Raw genomic sequence first — 22,938 nt, forward strand, 5'->3', positions numbered from 1 at the left:
GTGGTCGGCCCGTCTGCCAATGGCGACGGGCATGACGCTGGGGGTCAATACCGATGAGTAACCTCTTGTTGGATGTCTCGTCGGCCCGTTTTTCCATGGCGGTATGCGTGATACTGAACGGTCAAAACAGATGAGCAACTTGTCGCTGGATTTCTCGTCGGACTTTCGTCCGCTGGCGGCCCGGATGCGGCCGCAAACCCTCGAGCAGTATATCGGTCAGCAACATATCCTGGGGCCTGACAAGCCCCTGCGCAAAGCGATCCTGGCCGGTCACTGCCACTCCATGATCCTGTGGGGGCCTCCCGGTACCGGCAAGACCACGCTGGCCGAGCTGATGGCTCACTACTGCCAGGCCGAGGTCGAGCGGCTCTCGGCGGTCACCTCCGGTATCAAGGAGATCCGCGCCGCCATCGACAAGGCCAAGGAGAACAGCTGGCGTGGGGTGCGTACCATCCTGTTCGTGGACGAGGTGCACCGTTTCAACAAGAGCCAGCAGGACGTGTTCCTGCCTCACATCGAAGACGGCACCATCACCTTCATCGGCGCCACCACCGAAAACCCCTCGTTTGAACTGAACAACGCGCTGCTCTCCCGGGCCCGGGTCTATCTGCTCAAACGATTGGAGGAGGAGGACATCCTCACCCTGATCGATCAGGCGATGCAGGACGCTCGCGGGCTCAATGATCCGGCGCTGACCTTCGCCCCCGGGGTGAAGGAGGCGCTGGCCAAGGCGGTGGATGGGGACGGGCGCAAGTCCCTCAACTACCTGGAGCTGCTGGCCGACATGGCCGAGCCCGACGGCAGCGGCCACAAGCTTATCGACAGCACCCTGCTGGCCGCCGTGGTGGGGGAGCACGTGGCGCGCTTCGACAAGGGGGGGGATCACTTCTACGACCTCATCTCGGCGGTGCACAAATCCATTCGCGGCTCGGCGCCGGATGCGGCGCTCTACTGGTATGCCCGCATGGTGAGCGCCGGTTGCGATCCGCTCTATATTGCCCGCCGGCTGCTGGCGATTGCCTCCGAGGACGTGGGCAATGCCGATCCCCGTGCCATGCAGGTAGCGCTCTCGGCCTGGGACTGCTTCCATCGTATCGGACCGGCGGAAGGGGAGCGGGCCATCGCCCAGGCGATCGTCTACCTCGCCTGCGCACCCAAGAGCAATGCGGTCTACACCGCCTGGAAGGCGGCGCTTCACGATGCCAAAAACCTGCCGGACTTCGAGGTGCCGCCGCACCTGCGCAACGCACCGACCAAGCTGATGAGCGAGCTGGGCTATGGCGCCGAGTACCGTTATGCTCACGACGAGCCCGGTGCCTATGCTGCCGGCGAGCAGTACTTCCCGCCCGAGCTGGCCGGCAAGCAGTACTATCAGCCCACTGAGCGGGGGCTGGAGAAGCAGATTGGCCAGAAGCTCGACTATCTGCATGAACTGGATCGGCAGAGCCCACGGCAACGGGACAAATAGTGATGCAATGGTGGCTGGTAGCGAGCCTCTCCCGGGTCTGTGTTGCCGGGTTGCGCGTTAATTGGTCAGCCGATTTGATCCAGGTCGTCATCCCCCGGAAAACAGGGCAAAACGGGCGCAATAGTCCCTGTTCGGGCGGGGGGGCGGTCTGATACACTGGCCTTCTGACCCCGCTTGTCTTGGCCTGGTGCCATCTTCTTGATTTCGAAGGCCTGCTCACCATAGGCCCGATTCTGAAAGACGACAGGGGTGCGCCAACCGATGTTAACTTCCGGATCTGTTTTCCAGCCCGTCATGATGACTCAGGCCCAGATCCCATTTTAAAAAAGTAGGTAAACCATGCTGGATCCCAAATATCTGCGCAGCGATATCGCCGAAGCTGCCGCTCGTCTGGCGACACGTGGCTACGTTCTGGACGTAGCGGCTGTCAATGCTCTGGAAGAGAAACGCAAGGATCTGCAGTCCCGTACCCAGGAGCTGCAGGCCGAGCGCAACGCCCGCTCCAAATCCATCGGTGAGGCTGCCCGTCGCGGCGAAGATGTTGCCCCGCTCAAGGCCGAGGTCACCAAGATCAACGAAGAGCTCGAGACCAGCAAGGTCGAGCTGGATGCCCTGCTGGCCGAGCTGAAGGTCATCGCAGACGCCATCCCCAACCTGCCGAGCGACACCACCCCGGTTGGCCGTGACGAGAACGACAACGTGGAAGTGCGCCGCTGGGGCACCCCGCGCGAGTTCAGCTTCCCGGTACGCGATCACATCGATCTGGGTGAAGCGGCCAAGGGCGTTGACTTCAAGAACGGCGTCAAGCTCTCCGGCTCCCGTTTCGTGGTGATGAAGGGCCAGATTGCCCGTCTGCACCGTGCCCTGGCCCAGTTCATGCTGGACCTGCACACCCTGCAGCACGGTTACACCGAGTGCTACGTGCCCTATCTGGTCAACCCGGACAGCCTGTACGGCACCGGCCAGCTGCCCAAGTTCTCCCAGGACCTGTTCAATACCGGCATCGACGGCGAAGGGGAAGAAGAGGGCAAGGTACGTAAGTTCTCCCTGATCCCGACCTCCGAAGTGCCGCTCACCAACATGGCCCGCGACGAGATCTTCGACGAGCAGGAACTGCCCATCAAGATGACTGCCCACAGCCCCTGCTTCCGTTCCGAAGCCGGTTCCTACGGCCGTGACACTCGTGGTCTCATCCGCATGCACCAGTTCGACAAGGTCGAGATGGTACAGCTGGTGCACCCGGAAAAATCCTGGGAAGCGCTGGAAGAGATGGCGGGTCACGCCGAGAAGGTGCTGCAGTTGCTGGAGCTGCCGTATCGCGTGATGGCGCTCTCCACCGGTGACATGGGCTTCTGCGCCGCCAAGACCTACGATCTGGAAGTGTGGCTGCCGGCTCAGAATACCTACCGCGAGATCTCCTCCGTCTCCAACTGCACCGACTTCCAGGCGCGCCGCATGCAGGCTCGCGTGCGCATCGATGGCAAGCCGCAGCTGCTGCACACCCTGAATGGCTCCGGCCTGGCGGTGGGTCGCACCCTGGTGGCGGTGATCGAGAACTACCAGCAGGAAGACGGCCGCATCGCCATCCCGGCGGCGCTGCAATCCTACATGGGCGGCCTGACCCACATCGGGTAAGCGCTCATTGCAGACGACAACGCCATGGCATGCCATGGCGTTGTGCATTCTGGCGTCGGTCAACCGTTTCAATGGGCAGTGAATACGCTGGTTCGCCGCCTGTTTGAACCGTTAACACATTTTTATCAAGCATTGCGCAATCGTTTTTGTTAGACTGCGCCGCAATTTCGCAGGACATCTTTTTCTATGGTCTGGATTGATTACGCCATCATCGGCATCGTCGGTTTCTCTGCTCTCATCAGCCTGGTGCGCGGCTTCGTCAAGGAGGCCATGTCCCTTGTCACCTGGTTCGTCGCCTTCTTCATCGCCAGCCATTTCTATTCGGATCTCGCCATCTACTTCACTTCGTTCAGCGACCCGCTGGTGCGCAACGGCCTGGCCATCGCCGCCCTGTTCGTGGCGACCCTGATCCTCGGCAGCGTGGTGAACTACGTGGTGGGGCTGCTGGTGGACAAGACGGGACTGTCCGGGACCGATCGGGTGCTTGGCATCTGTTTTGGCGCTATTCGCGGGGTACTGATCGTCAGTGCCCTGCTTTTTTTCATGGATACCTTCACCAACCTCTCCCAGAGCGACTGGTGGACGGCGTCCAAGCTGGTGCCCGAGTTCAAGCCGGTCATCCAGTGGTTTTTCGGGTTCATGTTGAACTCATCGAGTTTTCTTAAACAGGTATAGTGACTTCGAGGTAGCAAAGACATGTGTGGTATTGTCGGTATAGTTGGCACCACCCCCGTCAATCAGGCCCTCTACGACGCCTTGACGGTGTTGCAGCACAGGGGACAGGATGCCGCCGGGATCGTGACCATTGACAGTGGAAACTTCCGGCAACGCAAGGCCAACGGCCTGGTGAAGGACGTGTTTGAAGTGCGTCACATGCAGCGCTTGAAAGGGCATATCGGCATAGGACATGTCAGATATCCCACCGCAGGCAGCTCCAGTGCCGCTGAAGCCCAACCTTTTTACGTGAACTCCCCCTACGGCATGGTGCTGGCCCACAACGGCAACCTCACCAACGCCAAGGAGCTCAAGGAGCAGCAGTTCAAGGTGGCCCGTCGCCACATCAACACCACTTCGGACTCCGAGGTGCTGCTGAACGTGCTGGCGCACGAGCTGGATCTCTGTGACAAGATGGCGCTGCGCCCGGAAGACATCTTCTCGGCGGTGCGCAAGGTGCACCAGCAGATCCGCGGTGCCTATGCAGTGGTCTCCCTGGTGATCGGCCACGGCCTCATCGGTTTTCGCGATCCCAACGGCATTCGCCCGCTGATCCTGGGTCGCCGGGTCGACGAGCAGGGGCAGGTGGAGTACATGCTCGCCTCCGAGAGCGTGGCACTTGACGCCATCGGTTTCGAGACGGTGCGCGACGTCGCGCCGGGGGAGGCCATCTACATCACCGAGCAGGGCCAGCTCTTCTCCGAGCAGTGTGCGGAGAACCCGCAGATGAGCTCCTGCATCTTCGAATACGTCTACTTCGCCCGCCCTGATTCGTGCATCGACAAGGTGTCGGTCTATGCTGCCCGCCTCAACATGGGTCGCAAGCTGGGCCAGAAGATTGCCCGCGAGTGGGAAGATCTCGACGTGGACGTGGTCATCCCCATCCCCGAGACCTCCTGCGACGTGGCGCTGGAGATCGCCCACACCCTGGACCTGCCGTACCGTCAGGGCTTCGTGAAGAACCGCTACATCGGCCGTACCTTCATCATGCCGGGCCAGACCCAGCGCAAGAAGTCGGTGCGCCGCAAGCTCAATGCCATCAGCTCCGAGTTCAAGGGCAAGAAGGTGTTGCTGGTGGACGACTCCATCGTGCGTGGCACCACTTCCGAGCAGATCATCCAGATGGCCCGTGAAGCGGGGGCAGCCAAGGTCTACTTCGCCTCGGCGGCGCCGGAAATTCGCTTCCCCAACGTCTACGGCATCGACATGCCCACCGCTAACGAGCTGATCGCCCACGGCCGGGAAGTGGAAGAGGTGTGCAAGCTGATTGGCGCCGACGGTCTCATCTTCCAGGATCTGGAAGATCTGGAAGCGGCGGTGCGGGAGATCAACCCCGAGCTGCGCCACTTCGAAACCTCGGTGTTCAACGGCCACTACGTCACCTCCGACGTGGATCAATCCTACCTCGACCACCTCAACGCCATGCGCAGCGATGACAACAAGGCGGTGCGCGAGTGGCAGGAAGGCACCAGCAACCTGGAAATTTTTAACGAAGGTAGTTAAACGTTTTCCACGCTGACGTGTTGCAACGAGATGGGGGCCCTGGCCCCCATTGTTGTTTCCGCTTGCCAAAAGGGTGCGGCATCTGCTTGAAAAAGCAGCGTTTGTACCCGCAACTATGGGCAGTGGCGACGGGATCCGCTAGCATGGGCCGCCGCCGTATCAACCCGAACAGACGAGAATTCAGATGGATGACCTGCTAGCCCCTGTGCGCCAGTTTTTGCACTGCGAGACCCCGGATGCGTGGATCGAGATGGCGCGGGATCCCGCCTGGTTGCCGACCCTGCTCATCGATCACGCCAACTGCGAGAACAAGGCCGCGCTCACTGCCCACAGCCTGGTGCGCCGCTACTGCCTGCCCAAGGGCAAGCGCCATCTGTTGCCCAAGCTGGAGTTCTATCGGGAGCTGGATGCGATTCCGGAGAAGGCCGAGATCCTGGGCAAGCGCAGCATGGGGGAGTCTGATCGCACCGTGTTCGAGGAGCTCTCTCGCAATCCGCTGCTGTTTCCCATGGTGCGGCTCATTCAGGAGGAGCTGCACCACTTCGAGCAGGTGCTGGAGATCATGCAGGCCCGCGACATTCCTTACGGCCCGGTGACCGCCTCCCGCTATGCCCGCAACCTGATGCAGCATGTGCGCACCCACGAGCCCGCCACCATCGTCGACAAGCTGATCATCGGCGCCTATATCGAGGCGCGCTCCTGCGAGCGGTTTGCCAAGCTGGCGCCCCATCTGGACGAGGAGCTGGGCCGTTTCTATGTCTCCTTGCTGCGCTCCGAGGCGCGCCACTACCAGGACTATCTGGCGCTGGCCGAGCAATATGCGGGGGAGGACATCAGTGAACGGGTGGCCTTCTTCGGCCAGGTGGAGGCGGAGCTGATCCGCTCGCCGGATCCGCAGTTCCGGTTCCATAGCGGTCTTCCTGTAAGATCTGACAGTTGTTGACGGGCAGGGCGCTGCCTACCATTGCAGCGTTCCTACTACGAGCGACGCATTCATTTTTGAGCGCAATTCCCGGCCCCTGAGCCGGGATTTTTTTGTCTCTTTTTAAGGCGCGACAACGGCGAGCAAGGGCCGGCGGCGAGCCGCCGGGCGCGGATCAGCGGCGGTATTCGTTGTTGTAGTTCTGGATGAGGCGCCGGGTCACCTCGTGCTGGGGATCGGCGAACACCTTGAGGGTCTTGCCGCGCTCCACCACCCGTCCTTCGTGCATCACCAGCACCTCGTCGCTGATGTGGCTCACCACCCCCAGATCGTTGGCCACCAGCACATAGCTCAGCCCCATGGTCTCCTGCATCTCCAGCAGCAGGTTGATGATCTGCGAGCGCACCGAGATATCCAGGGTAGAGAGCGCCTCGTCGGCCACCACAATCTTGGGGTTGAGGATCAGCGCCCGTGCCAACGCCACCCGCTGCTGCTGACCGGCGGAGAGCATCTGCGGATAGAAGAGGGCGTGGTCGGCCAGCATGCCCACCATGCGCAGGGTCTGCACCACCTTGTCGCGGCGCTCCTCCTCGGTCATCTCGGTGTTGAGGCGCAGTGGCGTCTCCAGGATCTGGCCGACCCGGATCTTGCGGTTGAGGGAGGAGTTGGGGTCCTGGAAGATCATCCGTAGCAGCTTGCAGCGGGTCTGATAGTCACCGTGGGTCATCGGCTGCCCCTCGATGGCGATCTCGCCCCCGCTTGGCTCTATCATGCCCGCCAGAATGCGGGCCAGGGTGCTCTTGCCGGAGCCGGCCTCGCCGACGATGGCCAGGGTCTGGCCCACCTCGAGATCAAAGGAGAGCGGCTTGATGGCTTCCACCGCCCGGCGTCGAAACAGGCCGGTGCGGTTCTGATAGGTCTTGCACAGGCCCCTGACCTGCAACAGGGAGGGTTCGATCACTGTCCTGGCTCCTTGGTGAGAGGGCATGCAGCCACGCTTTGATACGGGATTGAATTCACTTTTTGGGCTCTTCCATGTTCAACGGGAAGTGGCAGCTGAACTGGTGCCCCTTGATCTTGCTCATCAGCGGGGTCTGCACGCACTGCTTCTGGGCATAGGGGCAGCGGGGGCCGAGCCGGCAACCGATGGGCAGGTGCTGCAGCGGCGGGATCACGCCGGGCAGGGTTTCCAGGCGCGACTTGTGGCGCACCAGCTTGTCAAAGTCGGGGATCGACTTGAGCAGCGCATCGGTATAGGGGTGGTGCGGCGTCTCCAGGATCTGCTCCCGGGTACCCACCTCCACCATCTGGCCGCAATACATCACGTTGATGGTGTCGGTCAGGTTGGCGATGGCGGCGATGTCATTGCTGATGATGAGGATGGTGGTGTTGCCCAGCTTGTTCATCTTGTCCAGCAGCCGCAGGATCTGCGAATGGGTGGTGGACTCCATGGCGCTGGTAGGCTCGTCCGCCACCAGCAGGCGCGGCTGGTTGGCGATGGCCATGGCGATCATCACCTTCTGGCACATGCCGTCCGACAGCTCATGGGGGTAGGCCCGCATCACCTTGCGGTGATCCTTGACGCCGACCCGGTGCAGCAAGGCGATGGCCTTCTTCTTGCGCCACTGGAAGCGCTGCCAGAACTGCCCCTCGAAGGAGTCGGTCGGGATCGCCTCTTCCAGCTGGGTACCGATCTCCTCGGAGGGGTCGAGACAGCTGATGGGGTCCTGGAAGATCATGGCGATCTCGCGGCCCATGATGCGGCGCCGCTCGCGGGGCGCCATGGTCAGCAGGTCCATGTCGTTGAAGCGCATCCGGTCGGCGCGCACCGTCCAGTTGTCCTTCTGGATGCCGACGATCACCTTGGCCACCAGGCTCTTGCCGGAGCCGGACTCGCCCACCAGGCCGCGGATCTCCCCCTCGGCCAGGGTCAGGCTCACCTTGTCCACCGCCTTGACCTTGCCCTGCGGGGTGTCGATCTCGATGGTGAGGTTGCGTATGTCGAGCAGAGGCATTAGTCGTTCCCCTCTTTGAGTGCTTCGCGAATGCCTTCACCCACCAGCGATGGGTTGACCTGCACGCCGTACAGGAATGGGCAGGGGACAAGGGTGAGCATGCCTATCTTGGGCACAGAGCATTGCATCAGTCATTCCCCTCTTTGAGTGCTTCGCGAATGCCTTCGCCAACCAGGTTGGTGACCAGCACACTGAACAGGATGGCCATGCCCGGCAGGGTCACGGTCCAGGGGGCGAGATAGATGAGATCGCTCGAGTCGGCCAGCATGGCCCCCCATTCCGGTTGCGGTGACTGGGCGCCTAGGCCGAGAAAGCCCACCGCCGAGATGTCGAGGATGGCCGCCGACAGGGTGCGGGTGGTCTGGGCCACCAGGGTCTCGACGATGTTTGGCAAGATGGCCAGCCGCATGATGCGCAAGGGGGGCGAGCCGTCGAGCCGGCTGGCGATGATGTACTCCTTTTGCATCTCGGTGTGGACCGCGTTGTAGGTGGCCCGGATGAAGGGAGGGATCAGCGCCAGGGTGATGGCGATCAGGGTGTTGAACAGACCCGGCCCCAGGATGGCCACCATGATGATGGCCAGCAGCAGGGAGGGGATGGAGAGCAGGGTATCGAGCAGGTGGTGCAGCACGCTCGACTTGAGCCCCTTGCTCATGCCGCCGAGGATGCCGATGGTGGTACCCGCCACCATGGCGATCACCACCACCAGCAGGGCGTTGCCAAAGGTAAACCTGGCGCCCACCACCAGCCGGGAGAGGATGTCGCGCCCCAGATCGTCGGTGCCGAGGAAGTAGTCGATGTTGCCGCTGTTGGCCCAGGAGGGGGCCAGCAGCAAACGGGCGCTGTGCTGTTCGTCGATGCCGTAGGGCACCACCAGGGGGCCGAACAGGGTGATGAGCAGCAGGATCACGAAGCACCAGAGCCCTGCCATCGCCAGCGGATTACGGCGATAGGAGGCCCAGGTCTGCTCCAGCGGCGAGAGGATCTTGAGCTCGGGGTAGAGGCTAGTCTTGTCTTGCATAGGATTCCTGGCTCCGGGTCATGCCATGAGCACGTTCAGTCTTGTTTTGCATAGAGTTCTTTGCGCCGCGCCGGGTAGATGATGGTGGTGAGCAGCTCGGTGCTGACGCTGATGAAGATGACGAAGCTGGCCACCACCAGGGTGGCACCGCGGATGGCGGCGTAATCCTGCAGGGCGATGCTGTTGATGAGCCAGCGGCCGATACCGTGCCACTCGAACACCACCTCGGTGATCATGGCGGAGGTGAGCACGCTGCCCAGCTGCAGGCCCAGCAGCGGCAGCACCGGTGGCAGGGCGTTCTTGAGGCCGTGACGCCAGACGATCTGGCGACGGGAGAGGCCGCGGCTGGCCGCCGCCTTGATGTAGTTTTGCTTCATCACGTCGATGAGGGAGCTGCGCACGTGGCGGATCACCTCGGTGGTGGGCACCACCGCCAGCACCAGCGAGGGCAGGATCAGGTGGCGCAGAGCGTCGTGCAGGGCGGCCTGGCGCCAGGGCTCGTGGCTCATCAGCACGTCGATGAGGGCGATGCCGGTGATGGAGGGCACGTCATAGAGCAGGCTGATCTGGCCGGAGGCGGGCAGCCAGCCCAGATCCAGCGAGAAGAACATCACCACCAGCAGCGCCAGCCAGAACACCGGCACCGCGTAGCCGATGAGGCCGGCGGTCATGATGGTGAGATCGAGCGGCTTGCCCTGGGAGAGGGCCGCCAGGGTGCCGAGCGGAATGCCCACCAGCAGCGAGATGGCGAAGGCCGCCACGCAGAGGATCAGGGTGGCGGGAAAGTAGTGACGGATCTCGTCCAGCACCGGCAGGCCGGAGACGCTGGAGAGCCCCAGATCCCCGTCCAGAATGCGGCGCAGGAAGTCGGGATAGCCGCTCCAGAAGCTGGCCTGCTGGCCGATGAGGCGCACGTCCAGCAGGTAGGCGACGAAGGTCAGCGCCAGCAGGGTGATGAGCAGCAGATTGATGCGACGCAGGATATAGAGAAACATGCTTACTCCCGATAGGCCTGGTTGAAGACGGTGCCGCCAAAGGGCATCAGGGAGAGCCCCTCGATGTCGCTGCGGCTGACCTGGGTGCGCAGGGCATGGGCCAGTGGAATGAGCGGCATTTGCTCATTGAGCAGGGTCTGGGCGTAGTAGTAGTTGCGCAGCCTGAATGCCAGTTGGGGCGTGGTCACCGCGTCGTCCAGCAGCTGATCAAACGCCGGGCTGCACCAGCGGCTGTAGTTGTTGCCGCGCTCGACGGCGGCGCAGCTCAGCAGCTGGCGAAAGAAGTTGTCCGGGTCGGCGTTGTCGGCAATCCAGCCGCTGAGCAGGCTGTCGTACTGGCCCTGGGCGAGGCGGGCCTCGATGACCGGCCACTCCTGCTGCACGATTTTGAGCTTGATGCCGACCTTGGCCAGATCGCTTCGCATCAGCTGGGCGGTTTTGAGGGCATCCGGGTTGTAGGCGCGCGAACCCGGCTGCACCAGCACCTGCATCTCGAACCCTTGCTCCAGTCCCGCCTCCTTGAGCAGCTGGCGCGCCCGCTTGAGATCCGGCTGGCGCATCGGCAGGGAGGGGTTGTAACCCCAGGAGAGCGGCGGCAGCAGGCTGTTGGCGGGCTGGCCCGTCTCGAAATAGACCGCCTGCAGCAGGTTGTCGATGTTGATGGCGCTGGCGATGGCCTGGCGCACCTGCACCTTGTTGAACGGTGCCTTGCGGGTATTGAGGGCGAGGAAGGCGACGTTCATGCCGGACTGCACCGCCAGGCTGAGGTCGGGATCCTTGTCGATCACCGACAGCTGGCTGGCGGAGGGGGTGCTCATCACGTCGCACTCTCCGGTCAGCAGCTTGGCCAGCCGCTTGGACGATTTGGGGGTGATGTCGTAGATAAGTTGCTCAATCTTGGCCTCGCCGCCCCAGTAACCGGGGTGGCGCAGGTAGCGCACGTATTCGTTGTGGCGATACTCCTTGAAGCTGAACGGCCCGGTGCCCACCGGACGGCTGTCGATGAGCCCCGGAGTGCCGGCTTTTTGCAACTGCCCGGCATACTCGGCGGAGAGCACGATGGCGTAGTCGCTGGCCAGGGTGGCGAGGAAGGAGGCATCGGGTCGGTTTAGCTCGAATACCACCTGATCCGTGCCCTTCTTGTAGACCCGCTTGATCAGCTGATCCAGCCCCAGGCTGTAGAAGTAGGGGTACTCGCCGCCGGAGACGTCGTGATAGGGGTGCTGCTTGTTGAGCAGCCGCTGCCAGGTGAACACCACGTCGTCGGCGTTGAGGGGGCGCGAGGGGTTGAACCAGGGCGTATGGTGAAAGGTGACGCCCTTGCGCAGGGTCAGGGTATAGAAGAGGCCGTCTTCGCTGGCGGTCCAGCGGGTGGCGAGCCCTCCCTCCAGCGCCAGGGTGTTGGGGTTCACCTCCAGCAGACGGTCGTAGAGCGGGCGTGAGCTGGCATCCAGGGTCACCCCGGAATTGGAGACCTGGGGATTGAAGGTCTGGGGGGAGCCTTCCGCACAATAGATGAGTCCCGTCCTGGACGCGTCGTCTTGTTTCTGACAACCGGTGAGCAGCACCAGCACTCCAAGCAGCAAGGGTTTGAGCATTCTCATTGTCGAACCATGTTTTTATACGAAGTTGCCGGCGACGGGGCCGGCAAGGGGTGGGTGCCGCTCTGGGGCAGGCTGCCCGGGTGATTAATCCGCATCGTTGTCACTGTCCAGCAGCTGGTATTTGCGCAGCATGCCGCGGAACTGGTGATAGCTCAGGGCCAGCAGTTGGGCGGCTTTGCGCTGATTATACTGGGATTGCTGCAGTGCTTGCTTGAGTAAATTAATCTCGTAGCCCGCCACCGCCTGTTTGAGATCCAGCGGCAGGGCGGGGGAGTCCGGAGTCACCGCCGGCGCCTGCTCCAGCGGGAGGGAGGGCGTGACCGCCGCCTGGGCCCGGGGACGCCAGGGGGAATCGAACGGGTTGAGCACCAGCTCGGCCAGCGGCAACTGGGGGTTGCCCTGGCGGTAGATGCTGCGTTCCACCACGTTTTTCAGCTCCCGCACGTTGCCGGGCCAGGGGTAATCCAGCAGCAACTGGGTCGCCTTGCGCGAGAAACCGGCAAACAGCGGATAGCCGAGCTCCCGGGTCATGCCGTGGGCGAAGTGCTCCGCCAGCATCAGAATATCTTCGCGCCGCTCCCGCAGGGGGGGCAGGGTGATGACGTCGAAGGCGAGCCGGTCCAGCAGGTCGTGGCGAAACTGCCCCTTGTCGGCCAGCGCCGGCAGATCCTCGTTGGTGGCGCACACTAGCCGCACATCCACCTTGAGGGCCTTGGCGCCGCCCACCCGCTCGAACTCGCCGTACTCGATGACCCGCAGCAGTTTTTCCTGCACCCGCGCGCTGGTGGTGGCCAGTTCGTCAAGGAAGAGGGTGCCGCCGTCGGCCCGCTCGAAGCGGCCCTGGTGGCGTTTGGCGGCACCGGTGAAGGAGCCCGCCTCGTGGCCGAACAGCTCGGTCTCCAGCAGACTCTCGCTCAAGGTGGCGCAGTTGACGGTGACAAAGCTTTGATCCCAGCGCGCCGAGAGATAATGTAGGCGGTGGGCGATGAGCTCCTTGCCGGTCCCCCGTTCGCCGATGATCAGCACGGGCTTACGCAGCGGCGCCAGGCGGGAGGCCTGCTCAATGATCTCGAGAAATGCGTTGGATTCTCCCAACAGGCTTTCCGTGGCCGTGGTCATAGTCATCCCCGTGAATCGTTGAAAGCTGGTCAATCTTACCAAAAGTTGGTGATTCTAATCATTACTTGTGTGGTGCATCTTGAAACTCGACTTATCTGCCCCATATAAATCAACAAGTTAAATTCTGTTCCAGATTGGCACACAAGTTGCCATTGTCAATGGAGAAACAACGTATGCCAACCACAGGAGTACAATCATGAGTATTTTTTCCCGCCTGGCCGACATCATCAATTCCAACCTGACGGCCCTGCTCGACAAGGCAGAAGATCCCCAGAAGATGGTGCGCCTGATCATCCAGGAGATGGAAGACGAGCTGGTGAAGGAGCGCTCCAATCTGGCCCGCTTCCTCGCCAACCAGAAAGAGATCGGCCGCCAGGTCAGCCGCCATCAGGAGCGGGTCGCCGAGTGGCAGGGCAAGGCCGAGCTGGCCCTGAGCAAGGGACGCGAAGACTTGGCCCGCGCGGCGCTTATCGAGAAGAAGAAGCAGGCCGAGCTGGCCGACGGCCTCGAGCGCGAGCAGCAGGCGGTGGACAGCGGCATCGCCAAGCTGGGGGAGGAGATCCGTCAGCTGGAAGCCAAGCTGGAAGACGCCCGTGCCCGCCAGAAGGCGATGGCCATTCGCAGCGAAGCGGCCAGCAGCCGTCTCAACGTGCAGAGCCAGGTCGCCCGTGGCGACAGCCAGGCGGTGGTGAGCAAGTTCGAGCGCATGGAGCGCCGCATCGACGAGATGGAGGCCCGCGCCGATCTGGGACAATCCGACAAGGCGCTGGCCCAGCAGTTTGCCGAACTGGAAGCGGACGATCAGATAAGCAAAGAGCTCGAGGCCATGCGCCAGAAGCTGGGCCAAGGCGATACCACGCCAAAACAGGGGGAGTAACAGATGGAAGATCTGCTGGGTGTATTGATGGTTCCCATGGTGGTCTTCATGGTGGTGGTGGCCCCCATCTGGCTGGTGCTGCACTACCGCGCCAAGGGACGCATTGGCGCCGGTCTTGCCGATGGCGAGCGTGAACAGCTACAGGGGCTGCTGGTGCGTGCCGAGAAGATGCAGGAGCGGGTCGGTGCCCTGGAGTCGATTCTGGATGCGGAAGTGCCGGGCTGGAGGAACAAGGTATGAGCAGCATCAGTCGTGAAGGGCGCAACCTCTATCGTGACCCCCAGCGCGGCAAGATAGCCGGGGTCTGTGCCGGTCTGGCAGAGTACTTCGGGGTGGAGACCTGGATTGTGCGGCTGCTGGCTATCAGCGGCCTCATCTTCGCCGGCTTCATCACCTTTACCGCCTACGTGGCCGCCTGGTTTCTGCTCGACAAGAAGCCCGTCACCCTCTACGCCCAGGAGGATGCCGACTTTGCCGAGGTGCGGATGAAGGCGCGCAGCTGGCAGGCGGGTGTTACGCCTCATCAGGCCCTTGCCCGCATCGGCCAGGAGCTGGATGGGCTGGAGCCCAGATTGCAGCGCATCGAGAAGCTGGTGACCTCCAAGGAGTTCACCCTGCAGCGGGAGTTTCGCAACTTGTAACCCTGAGCGGCGCGATGGCCCCGCCGGCGCGGGCTGGCCTTTGATGGCGGGCACCGTACGAGGGGGCCATGGCGCGGGGGTGGCAGCGGCCATCCCCTTCGCTCTGGATGGACGGGAGAACAGGACAAGCCTTGATACTCAATAAACTGGAACAGCAGTTCAATCGCCTGCAGCACAAGGCGAACGACGTGGTCAACCGGGTACGGGATCGCCACATCCGGCTGGCGGTCACCGGCCTCTCTCGCAGCGGCAAGACGGCCTTCATCACGGCGCTGGTCAACCAGCTGGAACACGCGGCCATCGATGGCCGCCTGCCCCTGTGGGATGCCCTGCGCCAGGGGCGCATCCTCGGTGCCCGCCGGGTGCCGCAGCAAAATGCCCACATTCCCACCTTTGCCTACGAACGCGGCCTCGATGCACTGTTTGGCGATCCGCCGGCCTGGCCCGAGCCGACCCGCGGGGTGGCCGAGGTGCGCCTCGAAATTCGCTATCGCACTCGCCACCCGCTGCGCAAGCACCTGGGGGAGATCTCCACCCTCTACGTGGATCTGGTGGACTACCCCGGGGAGTGGCTGCTCGACTTGCCGCTCCTTGAGATGAGCTACGAGCAGTGGAGCGAGCAGGTGCGCGAGCAGCTGCGCCGCCCCGAGCTGCAGGCCCTTGCCGCCGGCTGGCTGGCGCCCGAGTGGCAGGCGGATCAGGGCTTCGAGGAGCGGCCGGTGGCCCAGCTCGCCGAGCGCTACACCGACTACCTGCATGCCTGCAAACAAGAGTTGGGATTGCACCTGATCCAGCCCGGTCGCTTCGTGCTGCCGGGGGAGTATGCCGGTGCCCCCATGCTGCAATTTGTCCCCTGGGTGTGGGAGATGCCTGTTGGCGAGCCCGCCGAGGGCACCCTCTACGCCACCCTCAAGCAGCGATTCGAGCAGTACAAGCAGCACCTGGTGCAGGGTTTTTATGAGCAGCACTTTGCCGGCTTTGATCGCCAGATCGTGCTGGTGGATTGCCTGCAGCCCCTCAACGCCGGCGCGGCCAGCTTTGGCGACATGCAGCAGGCCATCGCCCGCATCATGGAGAGCTTTGCCTACGGCAAGAGCAACTGGTGGCGGCGGCTCTTCTCGCCGCGCATCGACAAGCTGCTGTTCGTGGCGAGCAAGGCCGATCACGTCACCCCGGAGCAGCACGGCCCCATGGTCTCCCTGCTGCAGCATCTGGTGCGCAGCGGCCGCGGTCAGGCCCGTTTCGAGGGGATTGCCACCGAGTGTCTGGCGCTGGCCGCCATCAAGGCGACCGAGGTGGGCAAGGGGGTGGCCGATGGCCGCGAGTTCCCCGCCATCCGTGGCACCAGCCTGAGCGGTGAGCCGCTGCTGCTGTTTCCGGGCGAGGTACCGTCCCATATCCCCCCCGCCCAGTGGTGGAACAATCAGGGCTTTGATTTTCAGGCATTTCGTCCGCTGCCCATGAGCGCCCATCAGGCGCTGCCCCATATCCGGCTCGATGCGGCGCTGGAGTTTCTGCTCGGGGATCACCTCGAATAACCGGTGTGCGGCACGGGCTGGTTGCCTGCGCCGTACCCGGGAGACTGTTTTCAGGAGAACAAGGCGATGAACGATCAGATAAAAGAGCGGCCACCGCTGCAGGGCAAGGTGATCCTGGAGCCCGCGTTGACGGCAGCCGAGAAGGAGCGGGCGCCGGCGCCGGCCCAGCGGCTGGAGGAGGCGAGCTTCGAGCGCCTCGATGAGCTGGAAGATCTCATCGAGGTGGAGAGCGCCCTCGTCATCAAGCCGCGTCGCCGTCATCGGCTGTTGGCCTGGGGGCTGGGGGCGGTCGGTTTGCTCTCCTTGGGCCAATATGGCGCCTTCCTTTACGATCAATTTCTCACCACCCCGCTCTGGGGCGGCGCCTGGCTGGCGGCTTCGGCGCTGGTAGCGGCAGGGACCGCCGGCGTGGTGGGGCGCGAGTGGCTGCGGCTGCGCACCCTCAAGCGGCGCCAGGATGTGCGCTCGCGGGCCGACGATCTGCTGGCCCGTCAGGGCGTCGGGCAGGGCCAGGTCTTTTGCGAGGCGCTCGCCGAGAAGAGTGGGGACAAGGGGCGGGAGGGGTACAACAACTGGCTGTCCCAGCTCGACGAGAGCCACAGCGATCGGGAAGTGCTGACCCTCTACAGCCAGCTGGTGCTCGGCGAGCGGGACAAGCTGGCCCAGGCGCGGGTGGCCAAATGGTCGGGGGAGGCCGCAGTGCTGGTGGCCCTGAGCCCGCTCGCCACCGTCGACATGATGCTGATGTTGTGGCGCAACCTGCGAATGATCGAGGACATCGCCGACGTTTATGCCATCGAACTCGGCTACTGGAGCCGCATTCGCCTCATCCGTCAGGTGTTTCGCAACATGCTCTACGCCGGTGCCACCGAGCTGGTGACCGAGGTGGGGATGGACTTGCTGGGGGCCGAGCTGACTGCCAAGCTCTCCGCCCGCGCCGCCCAAGGGGTCGGGGCCGGGCTGCTCACCGCTCGCCTCGGCCTGCGCACCATAGAGGCGTGTCGCCCGTTGCCCTGGTGCGCGGACGAGAAACCCAGGCTCGGCGAGCTGCGCAAGCGGCTGATCGGTCAGCTGGCGGGCTACCTCAACAAGGGGTGAACGGCCGGCCAGGGCTCGATTGTGGTTGTCACAAATTATTTACAATTATCCGCCGCAGCCGACCCTTGGGTCGGCTGCTTTTTTGAGGGACAAACCGTTACAGTGATCTCATCGCGCAATGGCGCCTGACCGCCCGGATGGCGGGTCGCAACCCAGAGGATGGAGTCACCCATGGCAAGTCTCTACACCGCCCACCAGCCGGATGAAGCGGGCACGATCCACTACTCGGACGAGGAGCACGGCACCTGGCAGATCCTGATCGCACGCCAGCTGGCGGCGCTCGAGGGCAAGGCCTGTGACGAGTACCTGGCCGGGCTGGCGCGGCTCGACCTGCCCCGGGATCGGATCCCCCAGCTGGCCCAGATCAACGCCGTGCTGCAACCGGCCACCGGCTGGTCGGTGGCGGCGGTGCCAGCGCTCATCTCCTTTGACCGCTTCTTTGCCCTGCTGGCCAATCGCCAGTTTCCGGTGGCCACCTTCATTCGCCGTCGGGACGAGCTCGACTACCTGCAGGAGCCCGACATCTTTCACGAGCTCTTCGGCCACTGCGCCATGCTGACCAACCCCGCCTTCGCCCACTTCACCCATGTCTACGGTCAGCTTGGCCTGCGGGCCGGCAAGGAGGTGCGGGTTTTTCTGGCGCGGCTCTACTGGTTCACGGTGGAGTTTGGCCTGCTGGCCACGGCGGACGGACTGCGCATCTATGGCGGCGGCATTCTCTCCTCCATCGGCGAGACCGCCTATGCCCTTGGCGGCCAACCCGTGCTGCAACCCTTTGATCCCATCGAGGTGCTGCGCACCCCGTATCGCATCGACATCATGCAGCCCACCTATTTCGTGCTGCCCGAGCTTGGCGAGCTCTATCGTCTGGCGGAGCAGGACATCATGGCCATGGTGGCCGAGGCGCGCCGTCTGGGGCTGCGCCCCCCCCGTTTTGCACCGGCCGGCGGCAAGCAGGCGAGCTGAGTCGCCCGCCGGTGTTTGATTACCCCCTTTTCATCGATACACAAGGAGAGTCCCATGTCCGAACTGGCCAGCCAGCAGTGTGAAGCGTGCCGCGCCGATGCCCCCAAGGTGAGCGAGCAGGAGCTGAGCGAACTGATGCGCCTCATCCCCGACTGGCAGCCGCTGGTGGTGAAAGGTGAGCTGCAGCTGCGGCGCGAATTCACCTTTCGCAACTTCAAGGAGGCACTCGCCTTCACCAACCGGCTGGGTGAACTGGCAGAGGCGGAATTCCATCACCCCGCCATTCTGACCGAGTGGGGGAAGGTGACCGTCAGCTGGTGGACCCACAAAATTGGTGGATTACACCGCAACGACTTCATCATGGCGGCGCGCACGGATGAGCTGCTGAAGTGAAGACGCCATCACTCACCGAGTGGGCGATATGGTGACCGTCAGCTGGTGGACCCACAAAATTGGCGGTTTACACCGCAATGACTTCATCATGGCGGCGCGCACGGATGAGCTGCTGAAGTGAAGACGCCCTCACTCACCGAGTGGGCGAGATAGTGACCGTCAGCTGGTGGACCCACAAGATAGGTGGATTACATCGCAACGACTTCATCATGGCGGCGCGCACCGGCCAGCTGCTCAAATAAACGTCTGTGGATGGCGCGGGCCTGCCCGGTGAAAACGGGGCGGGCCCGCATTTTTATGGGCTGGCGCTCGCACTGGCGGGATCGAGTCTGTATTATCCGGTCATTCATAGAGTTAGCTAGGAAGTGTGTCCCGAATGCGTCTTGAAGTCAGCTGTGAAGACCGCCTGGGCCTGACCCGGGAACTGCTCGACCGTCTGGTTGAGCACAACATCGATCTGCGCGGCATCGAAATCGATACCTCAGGCATCATCTATCTCAACTTTCCCGAGCTGGAGTTTCGTGATTTCCAGCACCTGATGCCGGAGATCCGCCGCATTCCCGGGGTCTATGACGTCAAGACCATCCCCTACATGCCCTCCGAGCGCGAACACCACGAGATCGAGGCGCTGCTCAAGGCGCTGCCGGATCTGGTCTTCTCCCTCGATGCCAAGGGCAAGGTGACCCAGGCCAACCAGTCCGCCCTCACCACCCTGGCCCTGCCGGTGGAGGAGGTGCGCGGCGCGGCGCTCGGCTCCCTGGTCAAGGGCTTCTCCTTCAGCCGCTGGCTGGAAGCGAGCGAGATCCGGCCGCAGACCTGCAAGCTCAGCATCAATGGCGAAGAGTATCTGGCGGATCTGATGCCGCTGTTCGTGGCCGAGGAGAAGGGCAGACAGGCCCTGGCTGGCGCCGTGGTGGTGCTCAAATCCGCCCGCCGGGTCGGCATGCACTTCAGCGCGCTGCACGCGGTGGAAGTGGGGGGCTTTGAACACCTGCAGGCCGAGAGCCAGAAGATGAAACAGGTGCTGGCCCAGGCGAGCAAGCTGGCGATGCAGGATGCGCCGCTGCTCATCGTCGGCGAGACCGGCACCGGCAAGGAGCTGCTTGCCCGCGCCTGTCACGGCGCCAGCCTGCGCTCCAGCCACCCCTTCATGGCGCTGAACTGTGCGGCCATGCCGGACAACGTGGCCGAGAGCGAGCTGTTTGGTTATGCCCCCGGCGCCTTTGGCAACAACACCGAGGGCAAGCGCGGGGTACTGGAGCTGGCGAGCGGCGGCACTCTGATGCTGGACGAGATCGGCGACATGTCCCCCCATCTGCAGACCAAGTTTTTGCGGGTGTTGCAGGATGGCGTGTTCCGCCGGGTCGGTGACGAGCAGGAGGTAAAGGTCAACGTGCGCTTCATCTGCACCACCCAGAAGCAGCTGCTGGATCTGGTGCACGAGGGCAAGTTCCGGGAAGACCTCTACTATCGCCTCAACGTGCTGAGCCTGGCACTGCCGCCGCTGCGCGAGCGCAAGGCGGACATCATGGCGCTGGCCCAGCAGTTCGTCTCCCGCTTTGCCAGCGAATTGCAGCGTCCGCGCCCGCGCTTTACCCGCAACATGGCCGAATACCTGACCGCCTACCGCTGGCCGGGCAACGTGCGCCAGCTGCGCAACTGCCTCTACCGCGCCATGACCTTGCTGGAAGGGGACGAGATTGGCCCTGAGCACGTGGATCTGCCGGTGGCGGCCGACGCCATGCCGCTCATCGACGAGTGGTTCGAAGGGGGGCTGGACGAGGCGGTGAAACGCTTCGAGAGCCGGCTGCTGGAGCGGCTCTACCCGGCGTTTCCCTCCACCCGCCAGCTGGCCAAACGGCTGGGCGTGTCGCACACCGCCATCGCCAACAAGTTGCGGGAATACGGGATCAACAAGAAGTAACCCCATGAATGCACTTTATTGCAGGGCTCACGCACGGGTGGGCCCTCGTCATTATTGTGATGCCGGCCCGGTCAGCCCCTTGCTCTGTCGGCTGCGCCTTGTCATGCTGCTGACAAGTTCAATACTATTTCCATCCGGCTCACCCCTCGCGGGCAACCGCCCTTCATGGGTGCTGATGTGGGCTTAAGCGCAGGCACGATGCACTCTTTTTCACTGATCCGGATCCTGGCGTGGTTGGCGCCGCTGGTTTGCACGCTGGCCCTCTCCACCGAGCCGCCCCCCCTGACCTCGGCCGAGCTGCGAGCCGAGCAGGTGCGCCAGACCGTGCTCGACATTCTCAGCTACACCCGCTGGCCGACCGAGCCGAGCGAACTGCGCCTGTGCGTGGCGGCGCCGACGGAGTATGCCACCGCGCTCTTCTCCATCAAGCAGCAGGCCAACGGCCGGCCGGTCAGCGTCCATCGCTACGACGTCGATGACAAGGCGATCGGCCCCCAGTGTGACGTGCTCTATCTGGGGGTGTTGTCCCCCGAGCGACGGCTGCCGCTGTTCGAGCGGCTGCGCGGTTACCCCATTCTCAGCATCAGCGAACACAGCACCGAGTGCGTGGCCGACTCCGTCTTCTGCCAGCAGATCGGCAAGGAGCGGATCCGTTTTCGGGTCAATCTGGATGCCCTGGCCAGGAGCGGGGTGCGGGTGCATCCCGCCGTGCTCAAGCTGGCCAAGGCCGATGAGGGGGGCTCATGATCGGTTTGTTCCGCCCCCCCAACCAGCGCCTCACCTTGCGACAGAGTCTGGGACGCACCCACCTGGTGACGTCCCTGACGGCGGTCTGCATGGCCGGTGTGCTGCTGACCGGCATCGCCCTGCTGGCGCTGCGGCTCTATGCGGATCACAACCTGGAGTTGGTGGCGCGGGCCATCAGCTACACCAGCGAAGCGGCCGTGGTGTTCCACGACGAAGAGGCGGCCCGCGAGGCGCTGCAGGCCATCACCACCCACGAGGATGTGGCGCGGGCCAGCATCTATCTGCCGAGCGGCCAATTGCTGGCCAGCTGGAACCGGGCCATGAGCACCCCCTGGTCCGGTCTTGAGCAGTATCTGGCGCGGCTCATCCTGCCGGGGCCGGTGGATCAGCCCATGTTGCGGGGCGGGGTGGAGATCGCCCGCATTCATCTGGTGGGGCACGGCCAATACCTGCTGCTGTTCCTGTTGCAAACCCTGCTGGCGATGCTGCTCTGCCTGGTGCTCAGCACCCTGGGGGCGCTTTACGTGGCGCGCCGGATGCAAAACTCCCTCACCGTGCCGCTCAAGGATCTGGCCCAGGTGGCCCACAGCGTCAGCCGCCAGCGGATCCTCGCCATGCGGGTGCCGGAGGCCAACATTGCCGAGCTGCACGCGCTCGGCCAGGATTTCAACTCCCTGCTCGACGAACTGGAAGCCTGGCAGGCTCACCAGCGGCGGGAGAATGCCAGCCTGCTGCACCAGGCCACCCATGACGCCTTGACCGGCTTGCCCAATCGTGCTCTGTTTGAGGCTCGTCTGGATCAGGCGGTGACCACCGGCCGGCTGCATGATGAGCGCTTTGCACTGCTCTACCTCGATTGTGATCGCTTCAAGCAGATTAACGACACCCTGGGCCATGCCGCCGGGGATGACGTGCTGATCGCCCTGGCCAGACGGGTACAACATCAGCTGCGGCCGATGGATCTGGTATGCCGTCTGGGGGGGGACGAGTTTGCCATCCTGCTGACCCCCTTGTCCCAGGTGGGCGAGGCGGAAGATGTGGTTGCCCGCATCCAGCAGGCCATGGCAGACCCCGTGGTACTGGGGGATGGCAGCCAGCTGGTGGCTGCCGTCAGCATCGGGATCGCGCTGTATCCGGATCAGGGGCTGACCGCCGCCGATCTGCTGCAGCAGGCGGACCATGCCATGTACCAAGCCAAACGGCTGCGTCGGGAGCTTGCGCTCCATGACCAGCTGGAATTCGATGTCTCTGCTGAGGAAAAATAACAATGAAGATCCATGTCCTGATGAAAACCGGCTTGATCGGCCTGCTGTTGAGCGTGCTGGCGGGGTGCCAAAGCGCCCCCCACGGCCTGACCGCAGCGCAGATCGCCGTACTCAAGGAGCAAGGCTTTCGCCTGACCGATGAGGGTTGGACTCTGGACTTCTCCAACCGTGTGCTGTTTGCCAACAACGCCGGTGCCCTGACCCCCAAGACCCGTGTGGTGGTGGAAAAACTGGGCAAGACCCTGCAGGAGGTTGGCTTGAACCGGGCGCGGATCGATGGTCATACCGACTCCAACGGGGCGGCGGACTATAACGATCAGCTCTCGTACAAGCGGGCGCAGTCGGTGGCCGACGTGCTGGTTTCGGTCGGTATGCCGCAGGCCAACCTGGACATCCGGGGCCGTGGTGAACGCGATCCGATCGCCGACAACAAGACGGCTGCCGGTCGGGCCGAGAACCGCCGCGTGGCGATTGTCATCAGCAATGAATGACG

General features: G+C 63.4%; 24 protein-coding genes and 1 pseudogene. 18 read left to right on the forward strand and 7 right to left on the reverse strand.

The window, feature by feature from the left end:
- Positions 1 to 130 precede the first annotated feature (130 nt).
- From OKC29_RS00870 to miaE, 5 genes are all read left to right on the forward strand, one after another.
- The gene (locus OKC29_RS00870) at positions 131 to 1,468 is read left to right on the forward strand and encodes a replication-associated recombination protein A (protein ID WP_162275667.1); all 1,338 of its coding nucleotides are present in this window, start codon (positions 131 to 133) and stop codon (positions 1,466 to 1,468) included.
- A 339-nt stretch (positions 1,469 to 1,807) separates the two neighbouring features.
- Complete coding sequence (gene serS, locus OKC29_RS00875; protein WP_011705744.1) at positions 1,808 to 3,103, forward strand: serine--tRNA ligase; 1,296 nt, start codon at positions 1,808 to 1,810, stop codon at positions 3,101 to 3,103.
- A 186-nt stretch (positions 3,104 to 3,289) separates the two neighbouring features.
- Positions 3,290 to 3,778, forward strand: a complete 489-nt coding sequence (locus tag OKC29_RS00880; protein WP_011705745.1) for a CvpA family protein — start codon at positions 3,290 to 3,292, stop codon at positions 3,776 to 3,778.
- 21 nt (positions 3,779 to 3,799) lie between these two features.
- Positions 3,800 to 5,320, forward strand: a complete 1,521-nt coding sequence (purF, locus tag OKC29_RS00885) for an amidophosphoribosyltransferase (protein ID WP_011705746.1) — start codon at positions 3,800 to 3,802, stop codon at positions 5,318 to 5,320.
- A gap of 184 nt (positions 5,321 to 5,504) precedes the next feature.
- The gene (gene miaE / locus OKC29_RS00890) at positions 5,505 to 6,263 is read left to right on the forward strand and encodes a tRNA isopentenyl-2-thiomethyl-A-37 hydroxylase MiaE (protein ID WP_017409658.1); all 759 of its coding nucleotides are present in this window, start codon (positions 5,505 to 5,507) and stop codon (positions 6,261 to 6,263) included.
- Between the two features lie 154 nt (positions 6,264 to 6,417).
- Here the strand turns inward: miaE and OKC29_RS00895 are convergent, their stop codons facing one another.
- From OKC29_RS00895 to pspF, 7 genes are all read right to left on the reverse strand, one after another.
- On the reverse strand, positions 6,418 to 7,203 hold the full coding sequence (locus OKC29_RS00895; protein ID WP_073349894.1) for a peptide ABC transporter ATP-binding protein: 786 nt from the start codon (positions 7,201 to 7,203) through the stop codon (positions 6,418 to 6,420).
- Positions 7,204 to 7,258: 55 nt separating this feature from the next.
- Positions 7,259 to 8,257, reverse strand: a complete 999-nt coding sequence (locus tag OKC29_RS00900) for a peptide ABC transporter ATP-binding protein (protein WP_005300065.1) — start codon at positions 8,255 to 8,257, stop codon at positions 7,259 to 7,261.
- On the reverse strand, positions 8,257 to 8,385 hold the full coding sequence (locus tag OKC29_RS00905) for a hypothetical protein (RefSeq protein ID WP_017409657.1): 129 nt from the start codon (positions 8,383 to 8,385) through the stop codon (positions 8,257 to 8,259). Before OKC29_RS00905 ends, OKC29_RS00900 begins: the two co-directional genes overlap by 1 nt.
- A complete protein-coding gene (locus OKC29_RS00910) occupies positions 8,385 to 9,278 on the reverse strand; it encodes an ABC transporter permease subunit (protein WP_073349896.1) in 894 nt (297 codons plus the stop codon). Before OKC29_RS00910 ends, OKC29_RS00905 begins: the two co-directional genes overlap by 1 nt.
- A gap of 35 nt (positions 9,279 to 9,313) precedes the next feature.
- Positions 9,314 to 10,273 carry an ABC transporter permease gene (locus OKC29_RS00915; protein WP_011705751.1) on the reverse strand — a complete coding sequence of 320 codons (960 nt, stop codon included), beginning with the start codon at positions 10,271 to 10,273 and terminating at the stop codon, positions 9,314 to 9,316.
- A gap of 2 nt (positions 10,274 to 10,275) precedes the next feature.
- Entirely contained in the window at positions 10,276 to 11,871 is a 1,596-nt protein-coding gene (gene sapA / locus OKC29_RS00920) for an ABC transporter substrate-binding protein SapA (RefSeq protein WP_162275818.1), read from the reverse strand.
- Between the two features lie 90 nt (positions 11,872 to 11,961).
- A complete protein-coding gene (pspF, locus tag OKC29_RS00925; RefSeq protein ID WP_044799825.1) occupies positions 11,962 to 12,996 on the reverse strand; it encodes a phage shock protein operon transcriptional activator in 1,035 nt (344 codons plus the stop codon).
- Between the two features lie 196 nt (positions 12,997 to 13,192).
- Here pspF and pspA point away from each other — a divergent pair, with 196 nt between their 5' ends.
- From pspA to OKC29_RS00990, 13 genes and pseudogenes are all read left to right on the forward strand, one after another.
- Complete coding sequence (pspA, locus tag OKC29_RS00930) at positions 13,193 to 13,873, forward strand: phage shock protein PspA (RefSeq protein ID WP_011705754.1); 681 nt, start codon at positions 13,193 to 13,195, stop codon at positions 13,871 to 13,873.
- A 3-nt stretch (positions 13,874 to 13,876) separates the two neighbouring features.
- Positions 13,877 to 14,113, forward strand: coding sequence for an envelope stress response membrane protein PspB (gene pspB, locus OKC29_RS00935; RefSeq protein WP_005300084.1), 237 nt, complete (start codon positions 13,877 to 13,879; stop codon positions 14,111 to 14,113).
- On the forward strand, positions 14,110 to 14,514 hold the full coding sequence (gene pspC / locus OKC29_RS00940) for an envelope stress response membrane protein PspC (protein ID WP_029301161.1): 405 nt from the start codon (positions 14,110 to 14,112) through the stop codon (positions 14,512 to 14,514). Before pspB ends, pspC begins: the two co-directional genes overlap by 4 nt.
- Before the next feature lie 131 nt (positions 14,515 to 14,645).
- Positions 14,646 to 16,052: a YcjX family protein gene (locus OKC29_RS00945; protein ID WP_162275668.1), complete on the forward strand. Its 1,407-nt coding sequence runs from the start codon at positions 14,646 to 14,648 to the stop codon at positions 16,050 to 16,052.
- A 66-nt stretch (positions 16,053 to 16,118) separates the two neighbouring features.
- A complete protein-coding gene (locus OKC29_RS00950; protein ID WP_073349902.1) occupies positions 16,119 to 17,150 on the forward strand; it encodes a YcjF family protein in 1,032 nt (343 codons plus the stop codon).
- 171 nt (positions 17,151 to 17,321) lie between these two features.
- Positions 17,322 to 18,116 (forward strand): phenylalanine 4-monooxygenase, encoded by a 795-nt coding sequence (phhA, locus tag OKC29_RS00955; protein ID WP_073349904.1) that lies wholly within the window; start codon positions 17,322 to 17,324, stop codon positions 18,114 to 18,116.
- Between the two features lie 54 nt (positions 18,117 to 18,170).
- Entirely contained in the window at positions 18,171 to 18,509 is a 339-nt protein-coding gene (locus OKC29_RS00960; protein WP_005300093.1) for a 4a-hydroxytetrahydrobiopterin dehydratase, read from the forward strand.
- Between the two features lie 5 nt (positions 18,510 to 18,514).
- Positions 18,515 to 18,630 (forward strand): annotated as a pseudogene (locus OKC29_RS00965) (4a-hydroxytetrahydrobiopterin dehydratase); the annotation flags it as partial.
- A gap of 31 nt (positions 18,631 to 18,661) precedes the next feature.
- Complete coding sequence (locus OKC29_RS00970) at positions 18,662 to 18,751, forward strand: 4a-hydroxytetrahydrobiopterin dehydratase (RefSeq protein WP_404833730.1); 90 nt, start codon at positions 18,662 to 18,664, stop codon at positions 18,749 to 18,751.
- Between the two features lie 134 nt (positions 18,752 to 18,885).
- Entirely contained in the window at positions 18,886 to 20,433 is a 1,548-nt protein-coding gene (gene tyrR / locus OKC29_RS00975; protein ID WP_016350472.1) for a transcriptional regulator TyrR, read from the forward strand.
- Positions 20,434 to 20,598: 165 nt separating this feature from the next.
- Positions 20,599 to 21,180 (forward strand): YfiR family protein, encoded by a 582-nt coding sequence (locus tag OKC29_RS00980; RefSeq protein WP_270668758.1) that lies wholly within the window; start codon positions 20,599 to 20,601, stop codon positions 21,178 to 21,180.
- Complete coding sequence (locus OKC29_RS00985) at positions 21,177 to 22,445, forward strand: diguanylate cyclase domain-containing protein (protein ID WP_073349908.1); 1,269 nt, start codon at positions 21,177 to 21,179, stop codon at positions 22,443 to 22,445. Before OKC29_RS00980 ends, OKC29_RS00985 begins: the two co-directional genes overlap by 4 nt.
- A gap of 2 nt (positions 22,446 to 22,447) precedes the next feature.
- Entirely contained in the window at positions 22,448 to 22,936 is a 489-nt protein-coding gene (locus tag OKC29_RS00990; protein ID WP_029303240.1) for an OmpA family protein, read from the forward strand.
- The last annotated feature ends 2 nt before the right edge of the window (positions 22,937 to 22,938 follow it).

Origin of the sequence: Aeromonas sp. QDB34, assembly GCF_027705405.1 — a bacterium.
GTDB lineage: Bacteria > Pseudomonadota > Gammaproteobacteria > Enterobacterales > Aeromonadaceae > Aeromonas > Aeromonas hydrophila.